The organism is Streptomyces sp. NPDC048392, from assembly GCF_043200575.1.
Classification (GTDB): domain Bacteria; phylum Actinomycetota; class Actinomycetes; order Streptomycetales; family Streptomycetaceae; genus Streptomyces.
Window position 1 is genome coordinate 1 of the sequence record NZ_JBICYB010000059.1, and the last position, 21,829, is coordinate 21,829.

Consider the following 21,829-nt stretch of genomic DNA (forward strand, 5'->3'; position numbering starts at 1 on the left):
GCTGGGGGGGGGTTTTGTGGGGGTGGGGGGGGGGGGGGGGGGGGTGGGGGGGGGGGGGGGGGGGGGGGGGGGGGGGGGGGGGGGGCGCGGCCCGCCCCCCCCCCCCACCCCGGGGTCTCAGGCGGCCCTGCGCTCCCTCCCCCGTGCCCGGCCGATGATGTCCGCGTAGTGCCGCCCGCTGCCCTTGACGGTGCGGACCTGCGTCGCGTAGTCGACGTGGACCAGGCCGAAGCGCTTGTCGTAGCCGTACGCCCACTCGAAGTTGTCCAGCAGCGACCAGGCGAAGTAGCCCGCCAGCGGCGCTCCCCTGCGGGCGGCGGAGGCGCAGGCCGCGAGGTGGGCCGTCAGGTACTCCTGGCGCTCCGGGTCGTCGATCGTGCCGTCGGGGCGGAGCACGTCGGGGAAGCACGAGCCGTTCTCGGTGACGTACAGCTTGCGTGCCCCGTACTCGTTGGTCAGGCGCAGTAGCAGGTCCTCGATGCCGCCGGCGTCGATCTCCCAGTCCATGCCGGTGCGCGGGACACCGGCGCGGCGGACGGTGCGCACGTGCGGGGCGGGTCCGGTGGGGTCGGCGGCGACGGTCTGCGGGAAGTAGTAGTTGAGGCCGAGCCAGTCCAGTTCCGCGCCGATGAGTTTCATGTCGCCCGGCTGTTCGGGGAGTTCGACGCCGTAGACCTCGCGCATGTCCTCGGGGAAGCCACGGCCGTGGATCGGGTCAAGCCACCAGCGGTTGGTGTGGCCGTCCATGCGGCGGGCGGCGGCCAGGTCCTCGTCGCGGCCGGTGGCGGCGTGGATGGTGGAGAGGTTGTTGACGATGCCCACCCGGGCGTCCGGGGCCGCCGCGCGGATGGCCTCCATCGCCAGGCCGTGGCCGAGGAGCAGGTGGTAGGAGGCGCGGACGGCCGCCGTAAGGTCGGTCCAGCCGGGGGCCATCTTGCCCTCCAGGTGGCCGATCCAGGCCGAGCACAGCGGCTCGTTGAGGGTGGCCCAGTGGCCGACGCGGTCGCCGAGGCGTTCGGCGACGACGGAGGCGTACGAGGCGAAGTGCTCGGCGGTCGCGCGCTCGGGCCAGCCGCCCCGGTCCTGGAGCACCTGCGGGAGGTCCCAGTGGTAGAGGGTGACGGACGGGGTGATGCCGGCCGCCAGGAGGTCGTCGATCAGCCGGTCGTAGAAGGCCAGGCCCTTCTCGTTGACCGGGCCGTCACCGCCCGGCACGACGCGCGGCCAGGCGACGGAGAGACGGTAGGCGTTGGTGCCCAGCCGCCGCATCAGCTCGATGTCCTCGCGGGTGCGGTGGTAGTGGTCGCAGGCGACATCGCCGTGGTCGTTGTTGTCGATCTTCCCGGGGGTGTGCGAGAAGGTGTCCCAGATCGACGGCGCACGTCCGTCCTCCGCCACGGCTCCCTCGATCTGGTACGCCGATGTGGCCGTGCCCCACAGGAAGTCGTCCGGGAGTGCGGCGAAGTCGATGGTCACGAAAGTCCTTTCGGGTTGGGGGTGATCGTGCTGCGGGCTGCCGGTCACTTGACGGCTCCGGCCGTCAGGCCCGCCACCAGGTAGCGCTGGAGGAGCAGGAATCCCGCGACCACGGGGACGCTCACCACCAGCGAGGCGGCCATGATCTGGTTCCAGTACACGTCGTTCTGCGTGGAGTAGCCCTGGAGCCCGACCGCGAGGGTGCGGGTGGCGTCGTTGGTCATCACCGAGGCGAACAGGACCTCGCCCCAGGCGGTCATGAAGGCGTAGACGGCGACCGCGACGATGCCGGGGACCGCGGCGGGCACGACGACCCTGATCAGGGCACGCAGCGGTCCGCAGCCGTCCACGAGGGCCGCCTCGTCCAGGTCCCGGGGCACCGAGTCGAAGTACCCGATCAGCATCCAGATGGAGAAGGGGAGGGAGAAGGTCAGGTAGGTGAGGATGAGGCCGCCGCGGGACCCGAACAGGGCGATGCCGGTGGCGTTGCCGATGTTCACGTAGATCAGGAACAGGGGCAGCAGGAAGAGGATGCCGGGGAACATCTGCGTCGACAGGACGGTCACCGAGAAGACGCGCTTGCCGCGGAACTCGTAGCGGCTGACCGCGTAGGCGGCGAAGACCGCGATCACGACGGAGCAGACGGTCGCCGCGCCCGCCACGATCAGCGAGTTCATGAAGTACTTCGCCAGCGGGACCGTCGACCAGATGTCGATGTACGGGCGGACGGTCAGGTTGCTCGGCAGCCAGTGGAACTGGCTGGAGACGTCCTCCAGCGGCTTCAGCGAGCTGGAGACCATGACGTACACCGGCAGCAGGACGAAGCCGGTGAGCAGGGTGAGGAAGACGCGGCGGGTCCAGACGAAGGAGCGCGGGGCCGCCATCGTGGACCTAGACATCGGCTGCGGCATCGACTGCCTTCCTTCCTCGGGAGGCCCGGGGTGTCCGGGTGGTCCGGGAGGTCAGGAACAGGTACACGCCCGTCACGACGAGCAGGAAGAGCAGCAGCAGGACCGACATCGCGGAGCCGGCGCCGAAGTTCCAGGTGACGAACGACGACTGGTAGATGTGGATGGAGATCAGGTCGGCGGCCTCCGGTGCGGCCTTGCCGAACAGGACGAACGGCGTGTTGAAGTCGTTGAACGTCCACAGGAACAGCACCAGGACCAGGACCTGGTTGACGGGGCGCAGCGAGGGCAGGGTGATGCGGCGGATCTGCTGCCACACGCCCGCGCCGTCCAGGGCGGCGGCCTCGTACAGCTCCTTGGGGATGTTCTGCAGGCCGGCCATGACGATGAGGAAGGCGAAGGGCCAGCCCTTCCAGACCGACACCACGAGCAGGGCGATGAAGCTGTTGTCGCCGATCAGCCAGAAGGAGGGCTTGTCGGTGAGGCCGAGCTGGTCGTGCAGGACGTGGTTCACCAGGCCGTTGTCGTGCTGGAACATGAACGCCCAGGTGATGACGGCCGCGTAGACCGGCAGGGCGTAGGGCACCAGGAAGATCGCGCGGAGCAGGCCCCGGCCGCGGAAGGCGTCCTGCATGCAGATGGCGGCGGCGGTGCCGATCAGCCAGCACAGGCCGACGGAGAGGATCGTGAAGGCGCAGGTGACGAGGAATGAGTGGAGCAGCGCCTCGCCTACGGGGGCGTCGAAGTCCACCGACATGCCGTAGTTGTCGAGGCCGGTCCACGGGGCGGTGGTCCAGTCGCGGATGTAGAACTGGGTGAGTTCCTTGAAGCTCATCACGATGCCGATGACCATCGGCACCAGGTGGACGAGGAGTTCGAGGAGCAGGGCCGGCAGAAGCAGCAGGTAGGGCAGGCCGATGCGGCGGATCCGCCCGGGACGGCGGCGAGGACCGCGCGCCGTCCCGGGGGAGCTCTTGCCGACCGTCCGCTCGCCGGGCTGCGCCGAGGCGGTCGTGGTGGTCATGGCGAGGTCCGTGTCCGTGTCGGAGTCGGTGGGACTGGGTCCGGGTTCAAGGGGCTCACTTGTTCGGTACGCTCACTTGTCGGGCACGCTCACTTGTTGGGCATCTGCTGCTGTGCCTTGGCGAGCTTCTCCTTGACGGACTCGGTGGTCACCGCCCGGCCGCCCGCCGCGTCGGCGAACAGCTCCTTGACGGCCGTGCCGACCGCGGTCTCGAACTGCGACTCGTCGGGCACCTGGGGCAGCGCGGCGGCACTGGTGGCCAGGGTCTCGCGCAGGACGGCGGTGGCCTGGGTGTTGAACGCCGGGTCGGACTGGGCGGCCTTGACCGGCGGGATGGAGCCGTACGCCTTGTTGAGGAGCTTCTGCTCGGCGTCGCTGGTCATGAACTTCACGAACTCGGTCGCGCCGTCGACGTTGTCGGTGTTCTTGAAGACGGCCATGTTGATGCCGGCGACCATGGAGTTGGTGGCGGTGCCGGCGCCGGGGGCGCCCGACGGGACGGGCGCGGGGGCGACGCCCCACTCGTCGTCCTTCATGCCCATGGTCTCGAAGGTGGCGGAGGCGGTCTGCCACAGCACCATCGCGGTCTTGCCCTTGGCGAAGTCGCTGAGGGACTGGTTCTGCGCGTACTCGGCGTTGCCGGGCGCGACGACCTTGTCCTTGGCCATCAGGTCGACGTACTGCTTGACGGCCGCGACGGCGCCGTCGGAGGTGAAGTCGGGTTTGCCGTCGGCGGTGAAGAAGTCGGCGCCGTGCTGTTTGCCGAGGACGAAGACCTGGTGGATGTTGTTCGACAGGTTGGAGCCCTCGGCGCCGAGGCCCCACTTGCCGTCCTTGGAGATCCTCTTGCCGGTCTCGACCAGCTCGTCCCAGGTGGCCGGGGGCTTGGTGATGCCGGCGTCGGCGAACATCTGCTTGTTGTAGTAGAGCGCGTACGCCATCGAGTACAGGGGGACCGCGGCCGGGTCCTGGCCCTTGACTCCCGTGGAACCGAGCGCGGAGTCCACGAAGCGGTCCTTGCCGCCGATCCTCTCGAAGTTCTTCGCGTCCCAGGGCAGCAGCGCGCCGGTGGCCTGGAGGGAGGCGCTCCAGGTGTTGCCGATGTTCAGGATGTCGGGGCCCTGCCCCGAGGTGGTGGCGGTGAGGATCCGGTTCAGCAGGTCGGACCAGGGCACGACCTCCAGCTTCACCTTGATGCCGGTCTGCTTCTCGAACTTGTCGAGTTCGGGCTGGAGGACCTTCTTGTCGACCTCGACGCTGGCGCCCTGGTTGGACGCCCAGTAGGTGAGTTCCTTCGGCGAGTCGTTGGATCCGCCGCCCGAGGAGGAGCCCCCTCCGCAGGCCGTGGCGGCGAGTGCGAGAGACATGGTGACGGCGCCTACGGCCGCGGCTCGGATGCTGCGCATGGCTCCTGGGTTCCTTCCGGGAGTCGGTCGGGAAGTCCCGACGGCGGCTTCGGCAGTTCCCTTCCGAAGCCCCTCATGGCTTAATTTAGGACGTGAGTTAAACCCCGAGAGAAAGACTCGTCAAGGTCTCGCGCATGTTCGATGGGCGGGCGAGGGTGCGGAGGAAAGGGGCCGGATGGCCAGGCACAGCGGGCGAACCGTCCGTGACCTGCGGCGGGAGAGCCGCACCGCCGTTCTGCAACGGTTGTATTTCGACGGGCCGATGAGCCGGCTCGCACTGGGGTCGGCGACGGGACTGAGTTCGGGTTCCGTCAGCAACGTGGTCGCCGAGCTGATGACCGACGGACTGGTGGAAGAGGCGGGCAGCCTCGGCGCGGACGGCGGACGGCCGCGCACCCTCGTCCGCGTCGCGGCGGACCGGGGACGCCTCATCGGTGTCGACGTCGGCGAGACCCGGGTGCGCGTCGAGCTGTTCGACCTGTCGATGTCCGAACTGGCCCGGACGGAACGGGTGCTGCCGGGTCACGGGTCGCGCTCGTACGACGTCGGCGTCGTCGCCGGGCACATCCTCGACGGCATCGCCGAGGTGCTCGGCGCCGGTGGCCCCGCGCAGGGCCCCGGTGAGCTGCTGGGTGTCGGCATCGGCGTCCCCGGCATCGTCGAGCGCACCGCCGACGGCGCCCTGGTGCACGGCCAGACCATCGGCTGGGACGCGGTCCCGCTGGAGGCCCTGCTGCGCGGCTCGGGCCGACTGCCCGGGCACGTGCCGCTGTTCATCGACAACGGCGCCAAGACGCTGGGGCAGGCCGAGATGTGGTTCGGCGGCGGACGCGGCGCGCACAACGCCGTGGTCGTGCTCTTCGGCTCCGGAGTCGGCGCGTGCGTCGTCACCGACGAGGCGGAGCACGGGCGGGCGGTGGAGTGGGGACACCTGACGGTTCGGGTGCGGGGGCGCCGGTGCCGGTGCGGTGCACGGGGGTGCCTCGAGGCGTACGCCGGTGCGGAGGCGCTGCTCGCGCGCTGGCGGGAGGCGGGCGGGAAGCCGCCGCCCGGCGTCGACGAGGAGGCCGCGCTGACCGCCATGCTGTCCGCCGCCCGCCCGGGGGACGGGGCTGAACCCGACCAGGTGGCGGCGGATGTGCTCGCGGAGACCGCCGAGTACCTGGGCGCGGGGCTGGCCGACCTGATCAACCTCTTCCAGCCCGAGCGTGTCCTGGTGGGCGGCTGGGCCGGGCTCCAACTCGGGCCCGCGTTCCTGGGGTCGGTACGGGCCCACACGCTGGCCCGCGCTCTGCGGCACCCCGCCGGACGGGTGGGCATCGCCCTCGGCCGCCTCGGCCCCGACGCGGTGACGGTGGGCGCCGCGATCCTGCCCCTCGCGGCCTTCTTCGCCCGCGGCGGCCGGCACCTGCCGGTCGCCTCCCCCACACCGGTCCCTGCCTGGCGCGCGGCCCTCGGAGGGAGGCTCGCGGGGCAGGGGACAGCGGGGTGAGATGCGCGGCCCGAGGCCCGGGGGGCGGGGACGGAGGGCGGCACGGGCGGTACGCGGATACGCGGATACGCGGATACGCCGGATACGCGGATACGCGGATACGCGGATACGCGGATACGCGGTGGTAGGCGGGTACGCCGTGGATCGGCAGGGCGGGGCGGGAGGGCCGCTGCCCGGCGTGGTGGGTCGCGCTGAGCCGGGGTGGCAGCAGGGCCGACCTGGCGGCGTGCCGGGCAGACGCGACATGGCGGCGTGCCCGGCAGGCCCGGCAGGCCCGGCAGGCCCGTCAGGCCCGGCGTGGCGGCGTGCCCGGCGAGCGGCAGCACCGCTGAGCCCGGATGGCGGAGTACCACTGCCCGGCATGGCGGAGCGCCCGGCAGACGCGACATGGCGGCGTGCCCGGCAGGCCCGTCAGGCCCGTCAGGCCCGTCAGGCCCGGCGTGACGGCGTGCCCGGCAGGCCCGGCATGGCGGAGCGCCCGGCAAGCCCGGCGAATGCCGAGGCCCCCCGCGTGGGCGGAGGCGGGGAGCGCTTCGCCCACGGCTGGACGGCAGCCCGGCTCGGACTGCCCGGCGGGCCCCGCACCCGGCACGGCGGTCATGCCGCCACCCGGTGCAGTGGGTGCCGCCGAACCCGGCGCTCGGCTACGCCGAGTCCCGGACCACCAGTTCCGGGTCGAAGATCACCGAGGTCGGGGCCGTGCGCGTACCCTTGATGTGGTCGTCCAGGAGGCGTGCCATCGTGGCCGCCATCTCCTCCACCGGCTGCCTGACGGTGGTCAGCCGGGGCCGGCAGGTGACGGCCACGCTGGAGTCGTCGAAGCCGACGACCGCGACGTCCTGCGGCACCCGGCGGCCGTGGTCGCGCAGCACCTGGACGGCGCCCTGGGCCATCAGGTCGTTGGCGGTGAACACGCCGTCGGTGTCGGGGTGTTCGGCGAGCAGGGACGTCATCGCGGCCATGCCGCTGTCCACCGTGAAGCCGCCCTCGGCCACCGGCACGCAGGGGTGCCCGTGCCGGGCCAGGGTGTCGCGGAAACCGGCCAGGCGCTCCTGGCTGGCCGCGACCGCCAGCGGACCCGCGACGGTGGCTGTCCGGCGGCACCCCCGCTCCAGCAGGTGCTCGGCGGCGAGCCGGCCCCCGTCGCGGTGCGCGAGGTCGACGTAGCTGAGCGGCACCGGGCGTCCCGGACGGGCGAACAGCACCGCCGGCAGCCCAGCACCGGCGAGCAGCGCGGGCAGCGGGTCGTCGGGGTGTGTGGACACCACCAGCGCGCCGTCCGCGCCGCCCTGTCTGAGGTACGCCACGACCTCCTGCCTGGCCTCGGACGTCTCGGCGAACATCAGCACCGGGTGCATCCTGCGCGGCCGCAGATGCCCGACCACGCCGCCGACGACGCGGCCGAAGAACGGGTCGGCGAACACCCGCGTGGCGAAGGCGTTCTGTTCCGTGTCCGAGGCGTCGCCCGCGCCCGACACGACCAGGGCGACGGCCGTGGTGCGCCGGGTGACGAGCTGTCTGGCGGCCTGGTTGGGCGCGTACCCGGTCCGTTCGATGGCCCGGCGGACCAGGTCCTGGATGGCCGGGTCCACGTTGCGGACGCCGTTGACCACCCGCGAGACGGTGGCCCGGGAGACGCCGGCCTCCCGGGCCACGTCCTCCAGGGTCGGGGCCTGTCTGCTCATGCCCGCACCCTAACCGGCCGGGTCCGGCGCGTGGTAGAGCGCTCTCCCTCACCTCACGAGGGAGACGGGCGGGCCACCTCCAGGTCCGCGACCAGCGGCACGTCCCCCGCCGACCGCCCCGCCAGAACCCGGCAGCGCCCGGTCTCCGTGCGCCAGGCGTGCTCCGCCACAGACCAGTGGCACAGGGACCGCGCCGGGACGCGTACCGTCGCGGTCACCGTCTTCCCCGGGCTCGCCCGCACGGCCGCGTACCCGGCGAGCCACCGCGCGGGACGGTCGAGCACCGACGCGGGCCGGGCCAGGTACACCTGCACCACCTCGCGCCCCGCACGCGCACCGGTGTTGCGCACCCGCACGCGTACGGTGAGGTCCTCCCCCGCCCGGGTCACCGGCGGCACGGTCAGCTCCTCGTAGGCCCAGGTGGTGTAGCCGAGCCCGTGGCCGAACCAGTAGGCGGGCGTGCGCTGGTGGCGCAGCCAGCCCCGGTAGCCGATGTGCAGGCCCTCGTCGTAGTCGAGGCGGCCTGCGGCCGGGCGGGTGCGGGTGACCGGGGCGTCGGCGAGGACGGCCGGCCAGGTGGTGGGCAGCCGCCCGCCCGGCTCGGCGCGGCCGAGGAGCACGTCGGCGAGGCCACCGCCGCCCTCCTGTCCGGGAAACCAGGCCAGTAGCACCGCTCCCGTCTCGTCGCGCCAGGGCAGTTCCACCGGGCCGCCGCTGTTGACGACGGCGACGGTGCGCGGGTTGGCGGCCGTGACGGCGCGGACCAGGGCGTCCTGGGTGCCGCCGAGCGTCAGAGTCGTACGGTCGTAGCCCTCCGACTCCCCGTGCTCGGTGGTGCCGACGACCACGATCGCCGCGTCCGCCGCATCCGCCGCGCGGGCGGCCTCGGCCAGCGACGCGGCGACGTCCGGGGCCGGTGGGGCCGCGACGACGACGGTCGCCCGGCCCGTGCCGGGTGCCAGTTCCCGGCGCGCCACCAGCAGGGCGTCCTGGCCGACGGCGAGGTCCGCGGTGGCGTACTGGGCGGGCGGGTTGACGTGCACCACCGCCGGGTCGTCGGTGGGCGGCGGGAAGCCGCCCTCCAGCAGGGTGCGTCCGTCCAGCGTCAGGCTCATCCGGCCGAAGCCGGCCACGCCCAGTGTCCAGCGGCCCGCGGTGCGGGGGCGCAGCCGGGCGCCGATCTCGACGGTGTGCGCGCCCGGCACCAGACGGGGCTCCAGCAGGCGCCCGCCGCGGCGGCGTTCGGCGTACAGCTCGCGGCCGTCCGCGTCGAGCATCCTCAGCAGGACGCCGGGCAGGCCGGAGCGCGGGTCGGTGCAGGTGTCCTGGTCCAGTGGGGGTGCGGGGCCGTCCGGCGGGGGGCCCGGAACGTGGACGACGCGGGCCCGGCCGCGCAGGGCGGCCCGGACGCCGTCCAGGACGGACACCTCGTCCTGCGGGAAGACGCCCGCGCTGCCGCCGCCCTGGGTACGGGTCCGCGCGGCGTGCGCTCCGATCACCGCGACCGTCCCGAGGCGCTCGGGGTCGAGCGGCAGGACGTCCCTGTTCGCCAGCAGGACGGTGCCGGCGGCGACCGCGCGGCGGGCCAGGGCCCGCACGTCACGGGGGCGTGCCGGGGCCGGGGCCGTCGGGCGTCCCGCACCGGACGCCGAGGCCGGGACCGGGACCGGGGGACCTACCGCACCAGACGACGCAACCGAAGCCGACGAACCCACCACACCGGACTCCGAAACCGGAACCGACGGACCTACCGCACCGAACGACACAACCGAAGCCGAGGGGCATTCCGCACCGGTCACCGGCGGCCCGGGCGAGTCGCGTCCGCCCAGCGCCCCCAGCCACGCCGCCAGCCGCAGCAAGCGCCGCACCTTGTCGTCGACGGCCGCCTCGGGCACATCGCCGTGGGCCACCGCCCGTGCCAGCGTCTCGCCCCAGGGGCCGTCGGGTCCGGGCATGGCGAGGTCGAGACCGGCGCGGGCGGTGTCCACGGTGGCGCGCACCGCGCCCCAGTCGGAGACGACGACGCCGTCGAAGCCCCACTCGCTCTTCAGCGGGTCGGCGAGGAGGGCGTTCGCGGTCATGGTGGTGCCGTTGACCGCGTTGTACCCGGCCATGACGAGCCGGACCCCTGCGGCCACCGCCGCTTCGAAGGGCGCGAGGTAGACCTCCCGCAGCGCCCGCTCCCCCACCCGCACGTCGACGGTGAGGCGGTCGGTCTCGGAGTCGTTGGCGACGTAGTGCTTGGCGGTGGCGGCCACGCCGCGGGCCTGGACACCGCGGACGAGCGCGGCGCCGATGCGGCCGGTCAGCTCGGGGTCCTCGGAGAGGCACTCGAAGTGCCGGCCGCCCAGCGGGCTGCGGTGGAGGTTGAGGGTCGGCGCGAGGAGGACGTCCACACCCTTGCGCCGGGCCTCGGCGGCGAGGAGGCCGCCGAGACGTTCGACCAGTGCCTCGTCCCAGGTGGCGGCGAGCGCCGAGGCCGAGGGCAGCAGGACGGAGGTGTCCCGTTCGTCCCAGGCCTCGCCCCGTACCCCCGCCGGACCGTCCGACATCACCAACTCCCGCAGGTCCGCAGCGGGTTCCGCTCTGGTGCGCCAGGTCGTGGCGCCGCTGAGCAGCAGTGCGCGGGCGCGCGGTGTCAGTTTGCCGAGCAGCCGGTCGATCTCTTCGTCACTGGTCCCCACCCGGTTCTCCCCTCCCCTGTGTCGTGCCTGCCGTACGTGGAGCGGCGTGCGGCGTGCGGCGTGCGGCGTGCGGCGTGCGGCGTGCGGCGTGCGGCGTGCGGGGTCAGCTGTAGACGCCGAACTCGTACAGCGAGTATCCGTAACCCGTGCCGCGGGCCGTACCGTTGACGCGTACGTAGCGGCCGGTCCCGGTCGCGTCGAGGGTGTCGACCCCGCCGTTGCCGTCGGTCACCGTGGACACGGTCCGCCAGTTCTGTCCGTCGTCGGAGGTCTGGACGGTGTAGGTCTTGGCGTAGGAGGTCTCCCAGTACAGCTGGACGTGCCGGAACGTGGTCCGGGAGCCGAGGTCCACGCGGAGCCACTGCGGATCGCTCCAGTCGCTGGCCCACCGCGTGTTCGGGTTGCCGTCCACGGCGTTGGCGGCGGTGCACGGGCAGTCGCCGTAGCTCGGCTGGAAGGAGGAGGCGGTGGCCGGCTTGCCGAGGGCGAGGTTGGTGCCGTCGACGGCGGGCGGCACGACCCGCGCCGAGAGGGCCTCGACGCCGACGTTGCCCTGGCCGTCGGTGGCCTTGACGTACAGCTTCCAGACTCCGGGCCGGTCGGGGGCGGTGACCTTGAGGCGTCCGCCGCCGAGGTCGGTGACGGGCATCGGGGTCAGATGCTTGCTCTGGTCGATGTAGTTGCTGTTGGACAGCACCTCGTACGCGATCCGGTCGCCGTCGGGGTCGGTGGCGCGCACGGTGAGGACGAGGTCCTTGCCTGCCTGCACCCGGCCCGCGTCGCCCTCGACGCCGAAGCCGGCGACGACGGGCGGGGTGTTGTCGCGGGAGGTGTCCCCGCCGTAGGCCCGCTTCACGGCGTAGTACGACAGCCGCTTCTGGCCGGCGGGCAGCAGGTTGAACCAGATGCCGCCGAAGTCGTACTCGGTTCCGTAGTGGAACAGGGTCGCGCCCAGGGCGACCCCCCGGTGCCCGGTGACGCAGTTCCAGGCGTCGGTGTAACCCTGCGCCTTGGCCCGGTCGGTGGGTTCCTTCGGTACGCCGTTGGCGTCGTCCGGCACCTCCCACTCCCCGGCGGGGCCGGATTCGGTGACGATGTACGGCTTGGTGTAGCCGCCCTGCTCCCAGGCGGCCCGGACGTCGCAGACGGCGTCGTAGGAGTTGACGGCGTACAGGTCCAGGTCGGGGGTGTTCTTCTGGTAGTAGGGCCAGGCGCCGACCCAGGCGTCGGTGGAGGTGACCGGATGGTTCGGGTCGACGGCGTGGATCTTCTTGGCGACGTCGTTGACGAAGGTGGTGTAGGCGTCGCGCTGGCGTTCCAGCTCGTCGCCGCTGTAGCAGTTCTGCAGGCCGAGCACCGACTCGTTGCCGACGTTCCACATCAGGACGCCGGGGTGGTCCTTGTACTCCTGGACCCAGCGCGGGAACTCGGTGAGCATCCGGTCCTTGTACGCGGTGTCGGTCCGGTAGTCGACGCAGCCTCCGCTGCCCGGCCCGCCGCCGGGCTGGAGCCAGAAGCCGGCGACGACCCTGACGCCGTGTGCGGCGGCGGAGTCGAGGAGCGGGCGGCTGCTCGCGTCGGTGCCCCAGGTGCGGATGGTGTTGACGCCCATGGATTCCAGATCGGGCAGGTAACGGTCGGCGTCGGCGGGGGACGGGCCCCAGGTCAGACCCTTGACCGTGTAGGGGCTACCGTCCACGGTCAGTTGCCAGTTGCCCTGGCCGCCCGTGACCTTCACGACGCTGCCGGCCGCGTGCGCCTGCGTCGCGGGCAGCGCGGTGAGGGCGCCGACGGCCAGCAGACCGGCGGTCAGCGGGGCGACGACTCTGCGGGTCGAAGGGACTTTGCGGGTCGGGGGAACTCTGTGGATGAGAGCGGGGATGCGGGGTCGGCTCATGGGGGTGCCTCTCCGGTCTGCGGGGGCGGGATGCGAGGGCGGGATGCGAGGGCGGGATGCGAGGGCGGGATGCGAGGGCGGGATGCGAGGGCGGGGTGCGAGGGCGGCCCGGCCGTCGCGGGGCGTGGACGGCCGGGCCGGTCCGGTGGGGTGGGCGCGGTCAGGGCAGTTCGTAGTGCTCGTTCAGCGCCGCTCCGGCCTCCGGGTGGCTCTGGTCGTAGCCGCGCGCGTCGCACTGCAGCCCGCCGACGATGCAGTGGTCGGTCATGGCCTTGAGGGTGGGCTCGTCCCAGGCGTTGAAGAAGTCGTAGTGGAACGAGTAGCTCGCGCCACTGGCCAGTCGCACCCGGGAGAGGTCACCGTTGACCGGGAAGGCCATCTTGAACTCGATCATCGGCAGGGCGACCGGGTGGTCGGCCGGGCAGACGTTGTTGTTGGTCCCCGGGTTGACCACCGGATACGCCATGTGACTCCGGTGATCCGGCGTGTCCAGGTTTCTGCCGTCCCAGCAGCTCGGGGCCTGCCAGCGGATGTTGACCTGGACGTCCCGGCGCTCCGGGCAGTCGGTCGGGAAGTCGACGTTGAAGAAGCTGTCGCCGCACTCCCAGCCCTCGACGAAGCCCGGGTGGTCGCGGAAGTCCTGGGCGCTCTGCATCGGACTGGCGACGACGTAGCGCAGCCCCTTCGGGAAGGGCCGCACGCTGGTGTAGTCGGTGACGCCGGCCTTGTAGTAGATGGTCTGGGGGCCCACCGGGAGTACCGGGCGGTCGCCGTCGTACATGGTCGGCATCCAGTACCCCGACCGGTCGCCGGGTGCGAGACAGGTGGTGGATCCCGCGTCGAGCGAGGCCGTGGTGCTGTTCGCGTCGGTCGTCGTGTTGCCCATGAAGGTGTGGTTGTGCGACTTGCCGGGCTGTTGCGGGAAGACGATCGGGTCGTCGGGTGCCGTGTGGCTGACCGCGCAGTTGGCCTGGAACTCGTGGAAGTAGCGGTGCGGCGGTTCATCGGTGGACGGGGTGACGCCGGTGACCGGCGGGTTCGCGGGGATGTAGCCGTCGCCGTCGGGGTCGTCGGGCGAGGCGGCGGTCGAGACCGCCATGGTGTGCCCCGCGTGTGCGGCACCGGCCGCGACCGGGGTGCTCGCATCGGCGGCGACCGTGCCGATGCCGATCGAGGTCAGCAGTAACGCGCTCGCGACGAGGGCGCCGGACAGAACTTTCGATCTCCGTGGCATGGAGACCTCCTGAGAAGGTCGGGGAAATTCTCGGAGAGCGCTCTCCCACCTCGGAGTGTTGAGGGCGCGGCGGGAAGGTGTCAAGGGCTTCGACGGAGAGTGCGGTCGGCGGGCCAAGGCCCCTTGCGCCCGCACTTGTTGAACGCAGCACACGAGAAGCGGTCGCGCCTCTTGACGCGCCGTGCGGGCAGATGAAGCATGCACCCTCAGAGAGCGCTCCCCCACCTCCACTTCGTTCACTTCCCGAACGAGGAGAGCCGCCCCGCATGCCCTCTTTCCCCCACGCGCTCCCCCGCGCCCGAACCCTCCGGGGTGCGGCGCCGCAGCCTCCTCACGGGCTGCTCGTGGTGTCGCTCGGCGGCCAGGGGCAGTACGAGTGCGTCATCAACGACACGGGTTCGCCCACCTCGGGGACGGAAACCGTGCCCTCGAAGGTGGTGCGGTGCCCCTGAGCGGGGTGCCCCCGCCCGAGCGGGCCGGGGCACCCCGGTGTCTTACCGCGCCGGTGTCGCGGCCGCCGCCGGCGCCGGTGCGTCAGATGCCGGTCGCGGGCATCCGGTGTCGGCCGCGCAGCGGACACCGGATGCCCGAAGACACCAGGATCACCTCGTAGCGGGACGGGGGAACGACGGCAGCGGTGCGGATGCGCACGGCCCTGCTCCCCCCGCTCGGTCACGATCTCGGTGTGTGGTGGTGAGTGCAGGAAGGCCTGGTCCGGCGCCGCACCGGGTTTTCCCGTCCGGAAACGCGAAATGCCGACCGGGATCTCTCCCGACCGGCATCATGCTCTGCCCGATCTTGTGTCCGAGGGGGGACTTGAACCCCCACGCCCGATAAAGGGCACTAGCACCTCAAGCTAGCGCGTCTGCCATTCCGCCACCCGGACCAGGTGTGTCGGTCGCGGTGCGAGGGTGCCCCGCGGCGACATGGACAACCATACCAAGCTTTCGCGGTGCCTTTCACCTGCGTTTCCTCCCCCTGCTCTCCCCCTGAGCGGCGGTCCGGACCGGTGGCTCCGCCACACCCCGGGTTCGCACCGTGAGTGACTGGATGATCACCCCAGGCAAGTTTCCGTGCCGTCCGCGGCAGGCGTTGTCGCCGCTCAGGGAGCGGGGCTGCTCCGCCGCGCCGGGCGCTGCGGTACGTCCTGTCCGTGGGGGTGGAGCGCGCCTTTCACCAGGACCTGGCGTTCGGGCTGCGCCAGCTGTCCGACATCGGGCTGCGCGCCCTGTCGCCCGCGGTGAACGATCCGACGACCGCCGTGCAGGCACTGGACCGGGTCGTGCAGATCCTGGCCGCCCTCTCCCGTCGGCCGCTGGACGCCGCCCCGCACCGGGACCGGCGCGGTGTCGTCCGGCTGGTGCAGTCCGTGCCCGGCTGGACGGACCTGGTGGATTCGGGGCTCGCCGAGGTCCGTGCCTGCGCCACCGGGTCGCCGCAGGTCACCCGGCGCCTGGTGGCCGGTCTCGACCACCTGCTGCTGCTCGTGCCGCCGGAGCGGCGCGAACCGCTGCTGCGCCACCGCGAGCTGCTGCGGCAGGCCGTCGAGCGGACCGCGCCGACCCCGGCGGAGCGGGCCTTCGCCCTGCTGCCGGACCGGCAGGGCATCGGCTGACACCGGCCGGAGGCACCCGCCGGGCCGGCTCACGCCTGTTACGGCATGAGGTGGTGGTCCGGGAAGTTCCCCGGCAGCCGCTCCCCCGCCGGTCCGCGAGTGACGGCGCGCACCAGCAGCTCACCGCCGACGAAGGCACCGCGCCAGGACCCGCCGTGCCCGCCGAACAGCTCGTCACGGTCGCCGCGGGAGCGCGGTACGCCGTGGCCGACCTTGAACGCCCGGATCTGCGGCGCCAGCCTGTCGTACGTCGCCGGGTCGTCCGTGGACAAGGTGGCGACCAGCGCGCCGTTGGAGGCGTTCATCGCGGCGAGCAGTTCGGCCTCGGTGTCGACGAGGACGATGGTGTCGACCGGCCCGAAGGGCTCCGCGTGGTGCAGCGGTGAGGACCGGGGCGGGTTGAGCAGCGTGACCGGCTGGACGTAGGCCGAGGTGTCCTGGCCGGGCAGGAACCGGGCGTCGGCCGCACTGCCGCGGTGCAGCGGGACGGCGCCGCGGTCGATGGCCTCGGCGACCTGGTCCTGGAGCTCCTTGGCCTTGGCCGCGTTGATCACCGGGCCGAAGTCGAGCGCCGGGTACGGGTCGTCCGGTGCGGCGACGGCGAGCGGGTGGCCGACGCGCAGGGTGCGGACCGCCGGGAGGTACGCGGCGAGGAACGCGTCGAACAGCTGCCGCTGGACGACGAAGCGCGGGTAGGCGGTGCAGCGCTGCTTGCCGTAGTCGAAGAGCTTGGGGATCAGCTGGGAGAGCCCGTCCCAGTCCGTGAAGTGCCAGACGCCCCAGGTGTTGAGTCCCTCCTGTTCGAGGATGTGCCGCTTGCCCAGGTCGGTGACGGCGGTGGCGACGGCGGCGCCCGTGTCCCGGCCGCCGACGAAGGAGACGCAGCCGATCTCGGGCGCCCGCACCAGCGCCTGGGACAGCTCTCGGCCGCTGCCGCTGAGCAGGGTGACGGGAAGTCCTTCGCGGGCGGCGAGGGCGCAGGCCAGCGTCAGGCAGGCGACGCCGCCGTCGGTCGGGGTCTTGGCGATGACCGCGTTGCCCGCCAGCGCCTGCACCAGCAATGCGTGAACGAGCACGCTCATCGGGTAGTTCCAGCTGGCGATGTTGGACACCGGACCGTCCAGCGGGGTCCGGCCCTCGGTCATCGCGTCGATGCCGTCGACGTACCAGCGCACGCCGTCGACGGCCCGGTCGACGTCGGCCTGCGCCGACCGCCAGGACTTGCCGATCTCCCAGACCAGCAGCAGCGCGAGCAGTTCCCGGTGCCGGGCGAGGGCGTCGAGGGTGGCCGCGACGCGGGCGCGGCGTTCGGGCAGGGGGACGTGGCGCCAGGCCCGGTGCTGGTCGAGCGAGGCGCGTACGGCGTGGTGGGCCGTCGCGGCGTCGAGCCGGGGCGGGCCGGTGATCGGGGTGCCGTCGACCGGGCTGGTGGCCGGCAGGACCCGGCCGTCCGCCCGCCAGCCGGCGTCCCAGAGGTTGAGGACGCGGTCGTCGCGGAACGCCTCGGGTGCGACGGTGCGGCAGCGCTGCCAGGCGTCGGCCCAGGAGGTGCCGGACTTGAGGGTGAGGGCCTCGGTGCCCTGCGCCCCGGCGGTCATGCGCGGGCTCCCCGGCGTGCCGCGCCCTCGAGTGCGGCGAGCACGTGCCGTGCCGTCTCGGTCGGCGTGCTCCCGACCCGTACGCCGGCCGCCTCCAGCGCCTCCTTCTTCGCCCGCGCCGTGCCCGCGGAGCCGGACACGATCGCGCCGGCGTGGCCCATGGTCCGGCCCTCGGGCGCGGTGAACCCCGCGATGTAGCCGACGACGGGCTTGGTGACGTGCTCGCGGATGTGTGCCGCCGCGCGTTCTTCCGCGTCGCCGCCGATCTCGCCGATGAGGACGATCAGTTCGGTGTCGGGGTCGTCCTGGAAGGCGGTGAGGCAGTCGATGTGACTGGTGCCGACGACCGGGTCGCCGCCGATGCCGACGCAGGTGGAGAAGCCGACGTCGCGCAGTTCGTACATGAGCTGGTAGGTGAGCGTGCCCGACTTGGAGACCAGGCCGATGCGGCCGGGCCTGGTGATGTCGGGCGGGATGATGCCCGCGTTGGACTGGCCGGGGGTGATCAGGCCGGGGCAGTTGGGTCCGATGACGCGGGTGCCCCTGCTCCTGGCGTGGGCGGTGAAGGCGACGGAGTCGTGGACGGGAATGCCCTCGGTGATGACGACGGCGAGGCCGATGCCGGCGTCGGCTGCCTCGACGACCGCGGCCTTGGCGAAGGCGGGCGGCACGAAGACGACGGTGACGTCGGCGCCGGTGGTCTCGACGCCCTCGCGGACCGACCCGAAGACCGGGACGGCGATGGGGGTGCCTTCCGGGCCGTTCGGGCGCCGGGGGACGTCGAAGTCCACGGTGCGGCCCGCCTTGCGCGGGTTGACGCCGCCGACGACGTCGGTGCCGGCGGCCAGCATGCGGCGGGTGTGCTTCATGCCCTCGGCGCCGGTCATGCCCTGGACGAGGACCTTGCTCTCCTTGGTGAGGTAGATCGCCATGTCGTCCTGTCTCCTTATGCGGCGGTGGATGCCGCGGTGGCGAGTCCGGCGGCACGGCGGGCGGCGCCGTCCATGGTGGTGGCCTGTTCGACGAGCGGATGCGCGCGTGCGTCGAGCAGGGCCCGGCCGCGGGCGGCGTTGTTGCCGTCGAGGCGTACGACGAGCGGCTTGGTCAGCCGGACCTCCTCCAGGGCCCGGACGATGCCGTCGGCGACGGCGTCGCAGGCGGTGATGCCGCCGAAGACGTTGACGAGGACGGACTTCACGGCGGGGTCGGAGAGGATGACCGACAGCCCGTCGGCCATGACGCGGGCGGAGGCGCCGCCGCCGATGTCGAGGAAGTTGGCGGGCCGGGCACCGCACCCGGCGACCACGTCGAGCGTCGACATGACCAGCCCGGCGCCGTTGCCGATGACGCCGACCTCGCCGTCGAGCTTGACGTAGTTGAGGCCCTTGGCGGTGGCGCGCGCCTCCAGCGGGTCGGCCGGGGCCACCCGCTCGTCTCCCCACCCGGACCGGCGGAAGCGGGCGTTGTCGTCGAGGGTGACCTTGCCGTCGAGGGCCACGATCCGGCCCTCGGCCGTCCTGACCAGCGGGTTGACTTCGACGAGGAGGGCGTCCTCGCGGACCAGCACCTTCCACAGCCGCACCAGTGTGTCGACGGTCTGCGGCGGCAGCCCCGCCGCGTCGGCGATGCGCACCGCGGTGGCCGTGTGCACACCCACGGCGGGGTCGACGGGAATCCGTGCCACGGCCTCGGGCCGCCGGGCGGCGACCTCCTCGATCTCCACGCCCCCTTCCGCGGAGGCGATCGCGAGGAAGCGGCCGGCCGCGCGGTCGAGAACGTAGGAGACGTAGAACTCCCGCTCGATGTCGCACGGTTCGGCGAGCATGACCGTGCCGACCGGGTGTCCCTTGATGTCCATGCCGAGGATGTGCCGCGCCGCCTCCTCGGCCTCGGCGGGGTCGGCGGCGAGCCGCACTCCACCCGCCTTGCCGCGCCCGCCTGTCTTCACCTGCGCCTTGACGACGGCGCGTCCGCCGAGCGCGCGGGCGATCTCCCGGGCCCGCTCGGGCGAGTCGGTGACCTCTGCCCTCGGCACCACGATGCCGTGCTCCTCGAAGAGTTCCCTTGCCTGGTGTTCGAACAGGTCCATCTCGGCTCCTGACTGAAAGTGCCGCACGCCCCCTGGACACCACCCACCGGATGCGGGATAACAAGCTTCATACAGTATTCGTCGACTGTATGCAATGTACCGCGAGAGCGCCCCAACCCCTCGTGAAGGGACAGGACTTCGCCATGCCCGACGACACCCAGGACGTCATCTCCGGCGGCCACCTCGTTGCCAAGGCACTGAAGGCAGAGGGAGTCGACCGCATCTACACACTGTGCGGCGGCCACATCATCGACATCTACGACGGTTGCGTCGACGAGGGCATCGAGGTCGTCGACGTACGCCACGAGCAGGTCGCCGCGCACGCCGCCGACGGCTACGCCCGTATCACCGGCAAGCCCGGCTGCGCGGTGGTCACCGCGGGACCGGGAACCACCGACGCCGTCACCGGGGTCGCCAACGCCTTCCGCGCCGAGTCGCCCATGCTGCTGATCGGCGGCCAGGGGGCCCACACCCAGCACAAGATGGGATCTCTCCAGGACCTGCCGCACGTCGACATGATGACGCCGATCACCAAGTTCGCGGCGACCGTGCCGGACACGGCCCGGGCCGCCGACATGGTGTCGATGGCGTTCCGCGAGTGCTACCACGGTGCGCCGGGGCCGTCCTTCCTGGAGATTCCGCGCGATGTGCTGGACGCCAAGGTGCCGACGGACAGGGCACGCGTGCCGCAGGCCGGGGCCTACCGTGCCTCCACCCGGTCGGCCGGCGATCCGGAGGCCGTCGAGAAGCTCGCCGACCTGCTGGTGCACGCCGAGAAGCCTGCCCTCCTGCTCGGCAGCCAGGTGTGGACCACCCGCGCCACCGGGGCGGCCGCCGAACTGGTCCGCACGCTGAACGTCCCGGCGTACATGAACGGCGCAGGCCGCGGCACCCTGCCGCCGGGAGACCCGCACCACTTCCAGTTGTCCCGCCGGTACGCCTTCTCACACGCCGACGTCATCGTCATCGTCGGCACGCCCTTCGACTTCCGCATGGGCTACGGCAAGCGGCTCTCCCCGGACGCGACCGTGGTCCAGATCGACCTCGACTACCGCACCGTCGGCAAGAACCGCGACATCGACCTCGGGATCGTCGGCGACGCGGGGCTCGTGCTGAAGTCGGTCACCGAGGCCGCGTCCGGCCGGCTCAACGGCGGTGCGTCCAAGCGCAAGGAGTGGCTGGACGAGCTGCGCACGGCCGAGCGGACGGCCCTGGACAAGCGGCTGCCGCAGCTCAGGTCCGACGCCTCCCCCATCCACCCGTACCGGCTGGTCAGCGAGATCAACGACTTCCTCACCGAGGACTCGGTCTACATCGGCGACGGCGGCGACATCGTCACCTTCTCCGGGCAGGTCGTGCAGCCCAAGTCGCCGGGCCACTGGATGGACCCGGGACCGCTCGGCACACTCGGCGTCGGCATCCCCTTCGTGCTCGCCGCCAAGCAGGCACGGCCCGACAAGGAGGTCGTCGCCCTCTTCGGCGACGGGGCCTTCTCGCTGACCGGCTGGGACTTCGAGACCCTCGTCCGCTACGGCCTCCCCTTCGTCGGCATCGTCGGCAACAACTCCTCGATGAACCAGATCCGCTACGGCCAGGCCGTCAAGTACGGCAAGGAGCGCGAGCGGGTGGGCAACACCCTCGGCGACGTGCCCTACGACCAGTTCGCGCGGATGCTCGGCGGACACGGCGAGGAGGTCCGCGACCCCGCCGGCATCGGTCCCGCGCTGCGCCGGGCCCGCGAGTCCGGCAAGCCGTCCCTGATCAACGTCTGGGTGGACCCGGACGCGTACGCCCCCGGAACCATGAACCAGACGATGTACAAGTGAGGTGACCTCCATGACTGGCACGAACGGAATGCCGGCCAAGGCCCTTGAGGGCATCCGGGTCCTGGACATGACGCATGTGCAGTCCGGGCCCTCGGCGACCCAGCTGCTCGCCTGGCTGGGCGCGGACGTCGTGAAGCTGGAGGCGCCGAGCGGTGACATCACGCGCAAGCAGCTGCGTGATCTGCCGGACGTCGACTCCCTCTACTTCACGATGCTCAACTGCAACAAGCGGAGCATCACCCTCAACACCAAGACCGGGCGCGGCAAGGAGATCCTCACCGAGCTGATCCGGCGCTCGGACGTCATGGTCGAGAACTTCGGACCGGGCGCGGTCGACCGGATGGGGTTCACCTGGGACCGCGTCAAGGAGATCAATCCACGGATCGTCTACGCCTCCATCAAGGGGTTCGGCGAGGGCCCGTACACCGCGTTCAAGGCGTACGAGGTCGTCGCGCAGGCCATGGGCGGATCGATGTCCACCACCGGTTCCGAGGACGGGCCACCGCTGGCGACGGGGGCCCAGATCGGGGACTCGGGCACGGGCGTCCACGTCGTGGCGGGCATCCTCGCCGCCCTCTACCAGCGGGAGCACACCGGACGTGGTCAGCGGGTGAACGTGGCCATGCAGCACGCGGTGCTCAACCTCTGCCGGGTGAAGCTGCGCGACCAGCAGCGCCTCAGCCGTGGTCCACTCGCCGAATATCCCAACGAGGACTTCGGCGACGAGGTTCCCCGCTCCGGGAACGCCTCCGGCGGCGGGCAGCCGGGCTGGGCCGTCAGGTGCGCGCCGGGCGGGCCGAGGGTCTTGTCCCCGATGAGTGGACACCTGTTCGTTTCGTTATGCGGCAAATGTCAGGGGAGCTGACTGCTGTTCGTAGGCGATCGGTGCCTGCTG

The 21,829-nt window shown here is 72.2% G+C and carries 15 protein-coding genes, 1 tRNA gene and 1 pseudogene; 5 read left to right on the forward strand and 12 right to left on the reverse strand.

From position 1 onward, the window contains the following. Positions 1–117: 117 nt before the first annotated feature. The 4 genes from ACGFYH_RS35250 to ACGFYH_RS35265 form a co-directional block, all read right to left on the reverse strand. Positions 118–1,476, reverse strand: coding sequence for a GH1 family beta-glucosidase (locus tag ACGFYH_RS35250; RefSeq protein ID WP_393807249.1), 1,359 nt, complete (start codon positions 1,474–1,476; stop codon positions 118–120). Between the two features lie 44 nt (positions 1,477–1,520). After that, on the reverse strand, positions 1,521–2,360 hold the full coding sequence (locus tag ACGFYH_RS35255; RefSeq protein ID WP_393807261.1) for a carbohydrate ABC transporter permease: 840 nt from the start codon (positions 2,358–2,360) through the stop codon (positions 1,521–1,523). Positions 2,361–2,367: 7 nt separating this feature from the next. Next, positions 2,368–3,408, reverse strand: coding sequence for a carbohydrate ABC transporter permease (locus ACGFYH_RS35260; protein WP_393807250.1), 1,041 nt, complete (start codon positions 3,406–3,408; stop codon positions 2,368–2,370). A gap of 89 nt (positions 3,409–3,497) precedes the next feature. Then, positions 3,498–4,814, reverse strand: a complete 1,317-nt coding sequence (locus ACGFYH_RS35265) for an ABC transporter substrate-binding protein (protein ID WP_393807251.1) — start codon at positions 4,812–4,814, stop codon at positions 3,498–3,500. Positions 4,815–4,989: 175 nt separating this feature from the next. Here ACGFYH_RS35265 and ACGFYH_RS35270 point away from each other — a divergent pair, with 175 nt between their 5' ends. After that, positions 4,990–6,306: an ROK family protein gene (locus tag ACGFYH_RS35270; protein WP_393807252.1), complete on the forward strand. Its 1,317-nt coding sequence runs from the start codon at positions 4,990–4,992 to the stop codon at positions 6,304–6,306. Between the two features lie 644 nt (positions 6,307–6,950). On the opposite strand, the gene ACGFYH_RS35275 is transcribed toward ACGFYH_RS35270, so the two are convergent. The 4 genes from ACGFYH_RS35275 to ACGFYH_RS35290 form a co-directional block, all read right to left on the reverse strand. Further along, a complete protein-coding gene (locus ACGFYH_RS35275; RefSeq protein WP_393807253.1) occupies positions 6,951–7,991 on the reverse strand; it encodes a LacI family DNA-binding transcriptional regulator in 1,041 nt (346 codons plus the stop codon). A gap of 53 nt (positions 7,992–8,044) precedes the next feature. Further along, entirely contained in the window at positions 8,045–10,675 is a 2,631-nt protein-coding gene (locus ACGFYH_RS35280) for a glycoside hydrolase family 3 C-terminal domain-containing protein (RefSeq protein WP_393807254.1), read from the reverse strand. A 103-nt stretch (positions 10,676–10,778) separates the two neighbouring features. Next, on the reverse strand, positions 10,779–12,572 hold the full coding sequence (locus ACGFYH_RS35285) for a discoidin domain-containing protein (protein WP_393807255.1): 1,794 nt from the start codon (positions 12,570–12,572) through the stop codon (positions 10,779–10,781). Positions 12,573–12,732: 160 nt separating this feature from the next. Continuing rightward, on the reverse strand, positions 12,733–13,806 hold the full coding sequence (locus ACGFYH_RS35290) for a DUF1996 domain-containing protein (protein ID WP_393807256.1): 1,074 nt from the start codon (positions 13,804–13,806) through the stop codon (positions 12,733–12,735). 266 nt (positions 13,807–14,072) lie between these two features. On the opposite strand from ACGFYH_RS35290, the gene ACGFYH_RS35295 reads away from it, so the two are divergent. Then, positions 14,073–14,258, forward strand: coding sequence for a hypothetical protein (locus ACGFYH_RS35295; protein WP_393807263.1), 186 nt, complete (start codon positions 14,073–14,075; stop codon positions 14,256–14,258). Positions 14,259–14,607: 349 nt separating this feature from the next. Here the strand turns inward: ACGFYH_RS35295 and ACGFYH_RS35300 are convergent. Next, positions 14,608–14,692: transfer RNA gene (locus tag ACGFYH_RS35300), tRNA-Leu, on the reverse strand. Positions 14,693–14,917: 225 nt separating this feature from the next. Between ACGFYH_RS35300 and ACGFYH_RS35305 the strand changes: the two are divergent. Beyond that, positions 14,918–15,421, forward strand: a pseudogene (locus ACGFYH_RS35305) (DUF2254 family protein); the annotation flags it as partial. Positions 15,422–15,459: 38 nt separating this feature from the next. Here the strand turns inward: ACGFYH_RS35305 and ACGFYH_RS35310 are convergent. The 3 genes from ACGFYH_RS35310 to sucC are packed head-to-tail and all read right to left on the reverse strand — an operon-like array spanning position 15,460 to position 19,108. Next, entirely contained in the window at positions 15,460–17,019 is a 1,560-nt protein-coding gene (locus tag ACGFYH_RS35310) for an aldehyde dehydrogenase family protein (RefSeq protein WP_393807257.1), read from the reverse strand. Then, positions 17,016–17,951, reverse strand: coding sequence for a succinate--CoA ligase subunit alpha (gene sucD / locus ACGFYH_RS35315; protein ID WP_393807258.1), 936 nt, complete (start codon positions 17,949–17,951; stop codon positions 17,016–17,018). The genes ACGFYH_RS35310 and sucD overlap by 4 nt, the downstream gene beginning before the upstream one ends. A 14-nt stretch (positions 17,952–17,965) precedes the next feature. Beyond that, on the reverse strand, positions 17,966–19,108 hold the full coding sequence (gene sucC / locus ACGFYH_RS35320; protein WP_393807259.1) for an ADP-forming succinate--CoA ligase subunit beta: 1,143 nt from the start codon (positions 19,106–19,108) through the stop codon (positions 17,966–17,968). A 143-nt stretch (positions 19,109–19,251) separates the two neighbouring features. Between sucC and ACGFYH_RS35325 the strand changes: the two genes are divergently transcribed. Continuing rightward, the gene (locus tag ACGFYH_RS35325) at positions 19,252–20,934 is read left to right on the forward strand and encodes a thiamine pyrophosphate-binding protein (protein WP_393807260.1); all 1,683 of its coding nucleotides are present in this window, start codon (positions 19,252–19,254) and stop codon (positions 20,932–20,934) included. A gap of 28 nt (positions 20,935–20,962) precedes the next feature. Further along, positions 20,963–21,799 (forward strand): formyl-CoA transferase, encoded by an 837-nt coding sequence (locus ACGFYH_RS35330; protein ID WP_393807262.1) that lies wholly within the window; start codon positions 20,963–20,965, stop codon positions 21,797–21,799. The last annotated feature ends 30 nt before the right edge of the window (positions 21,800–21,829 follow it).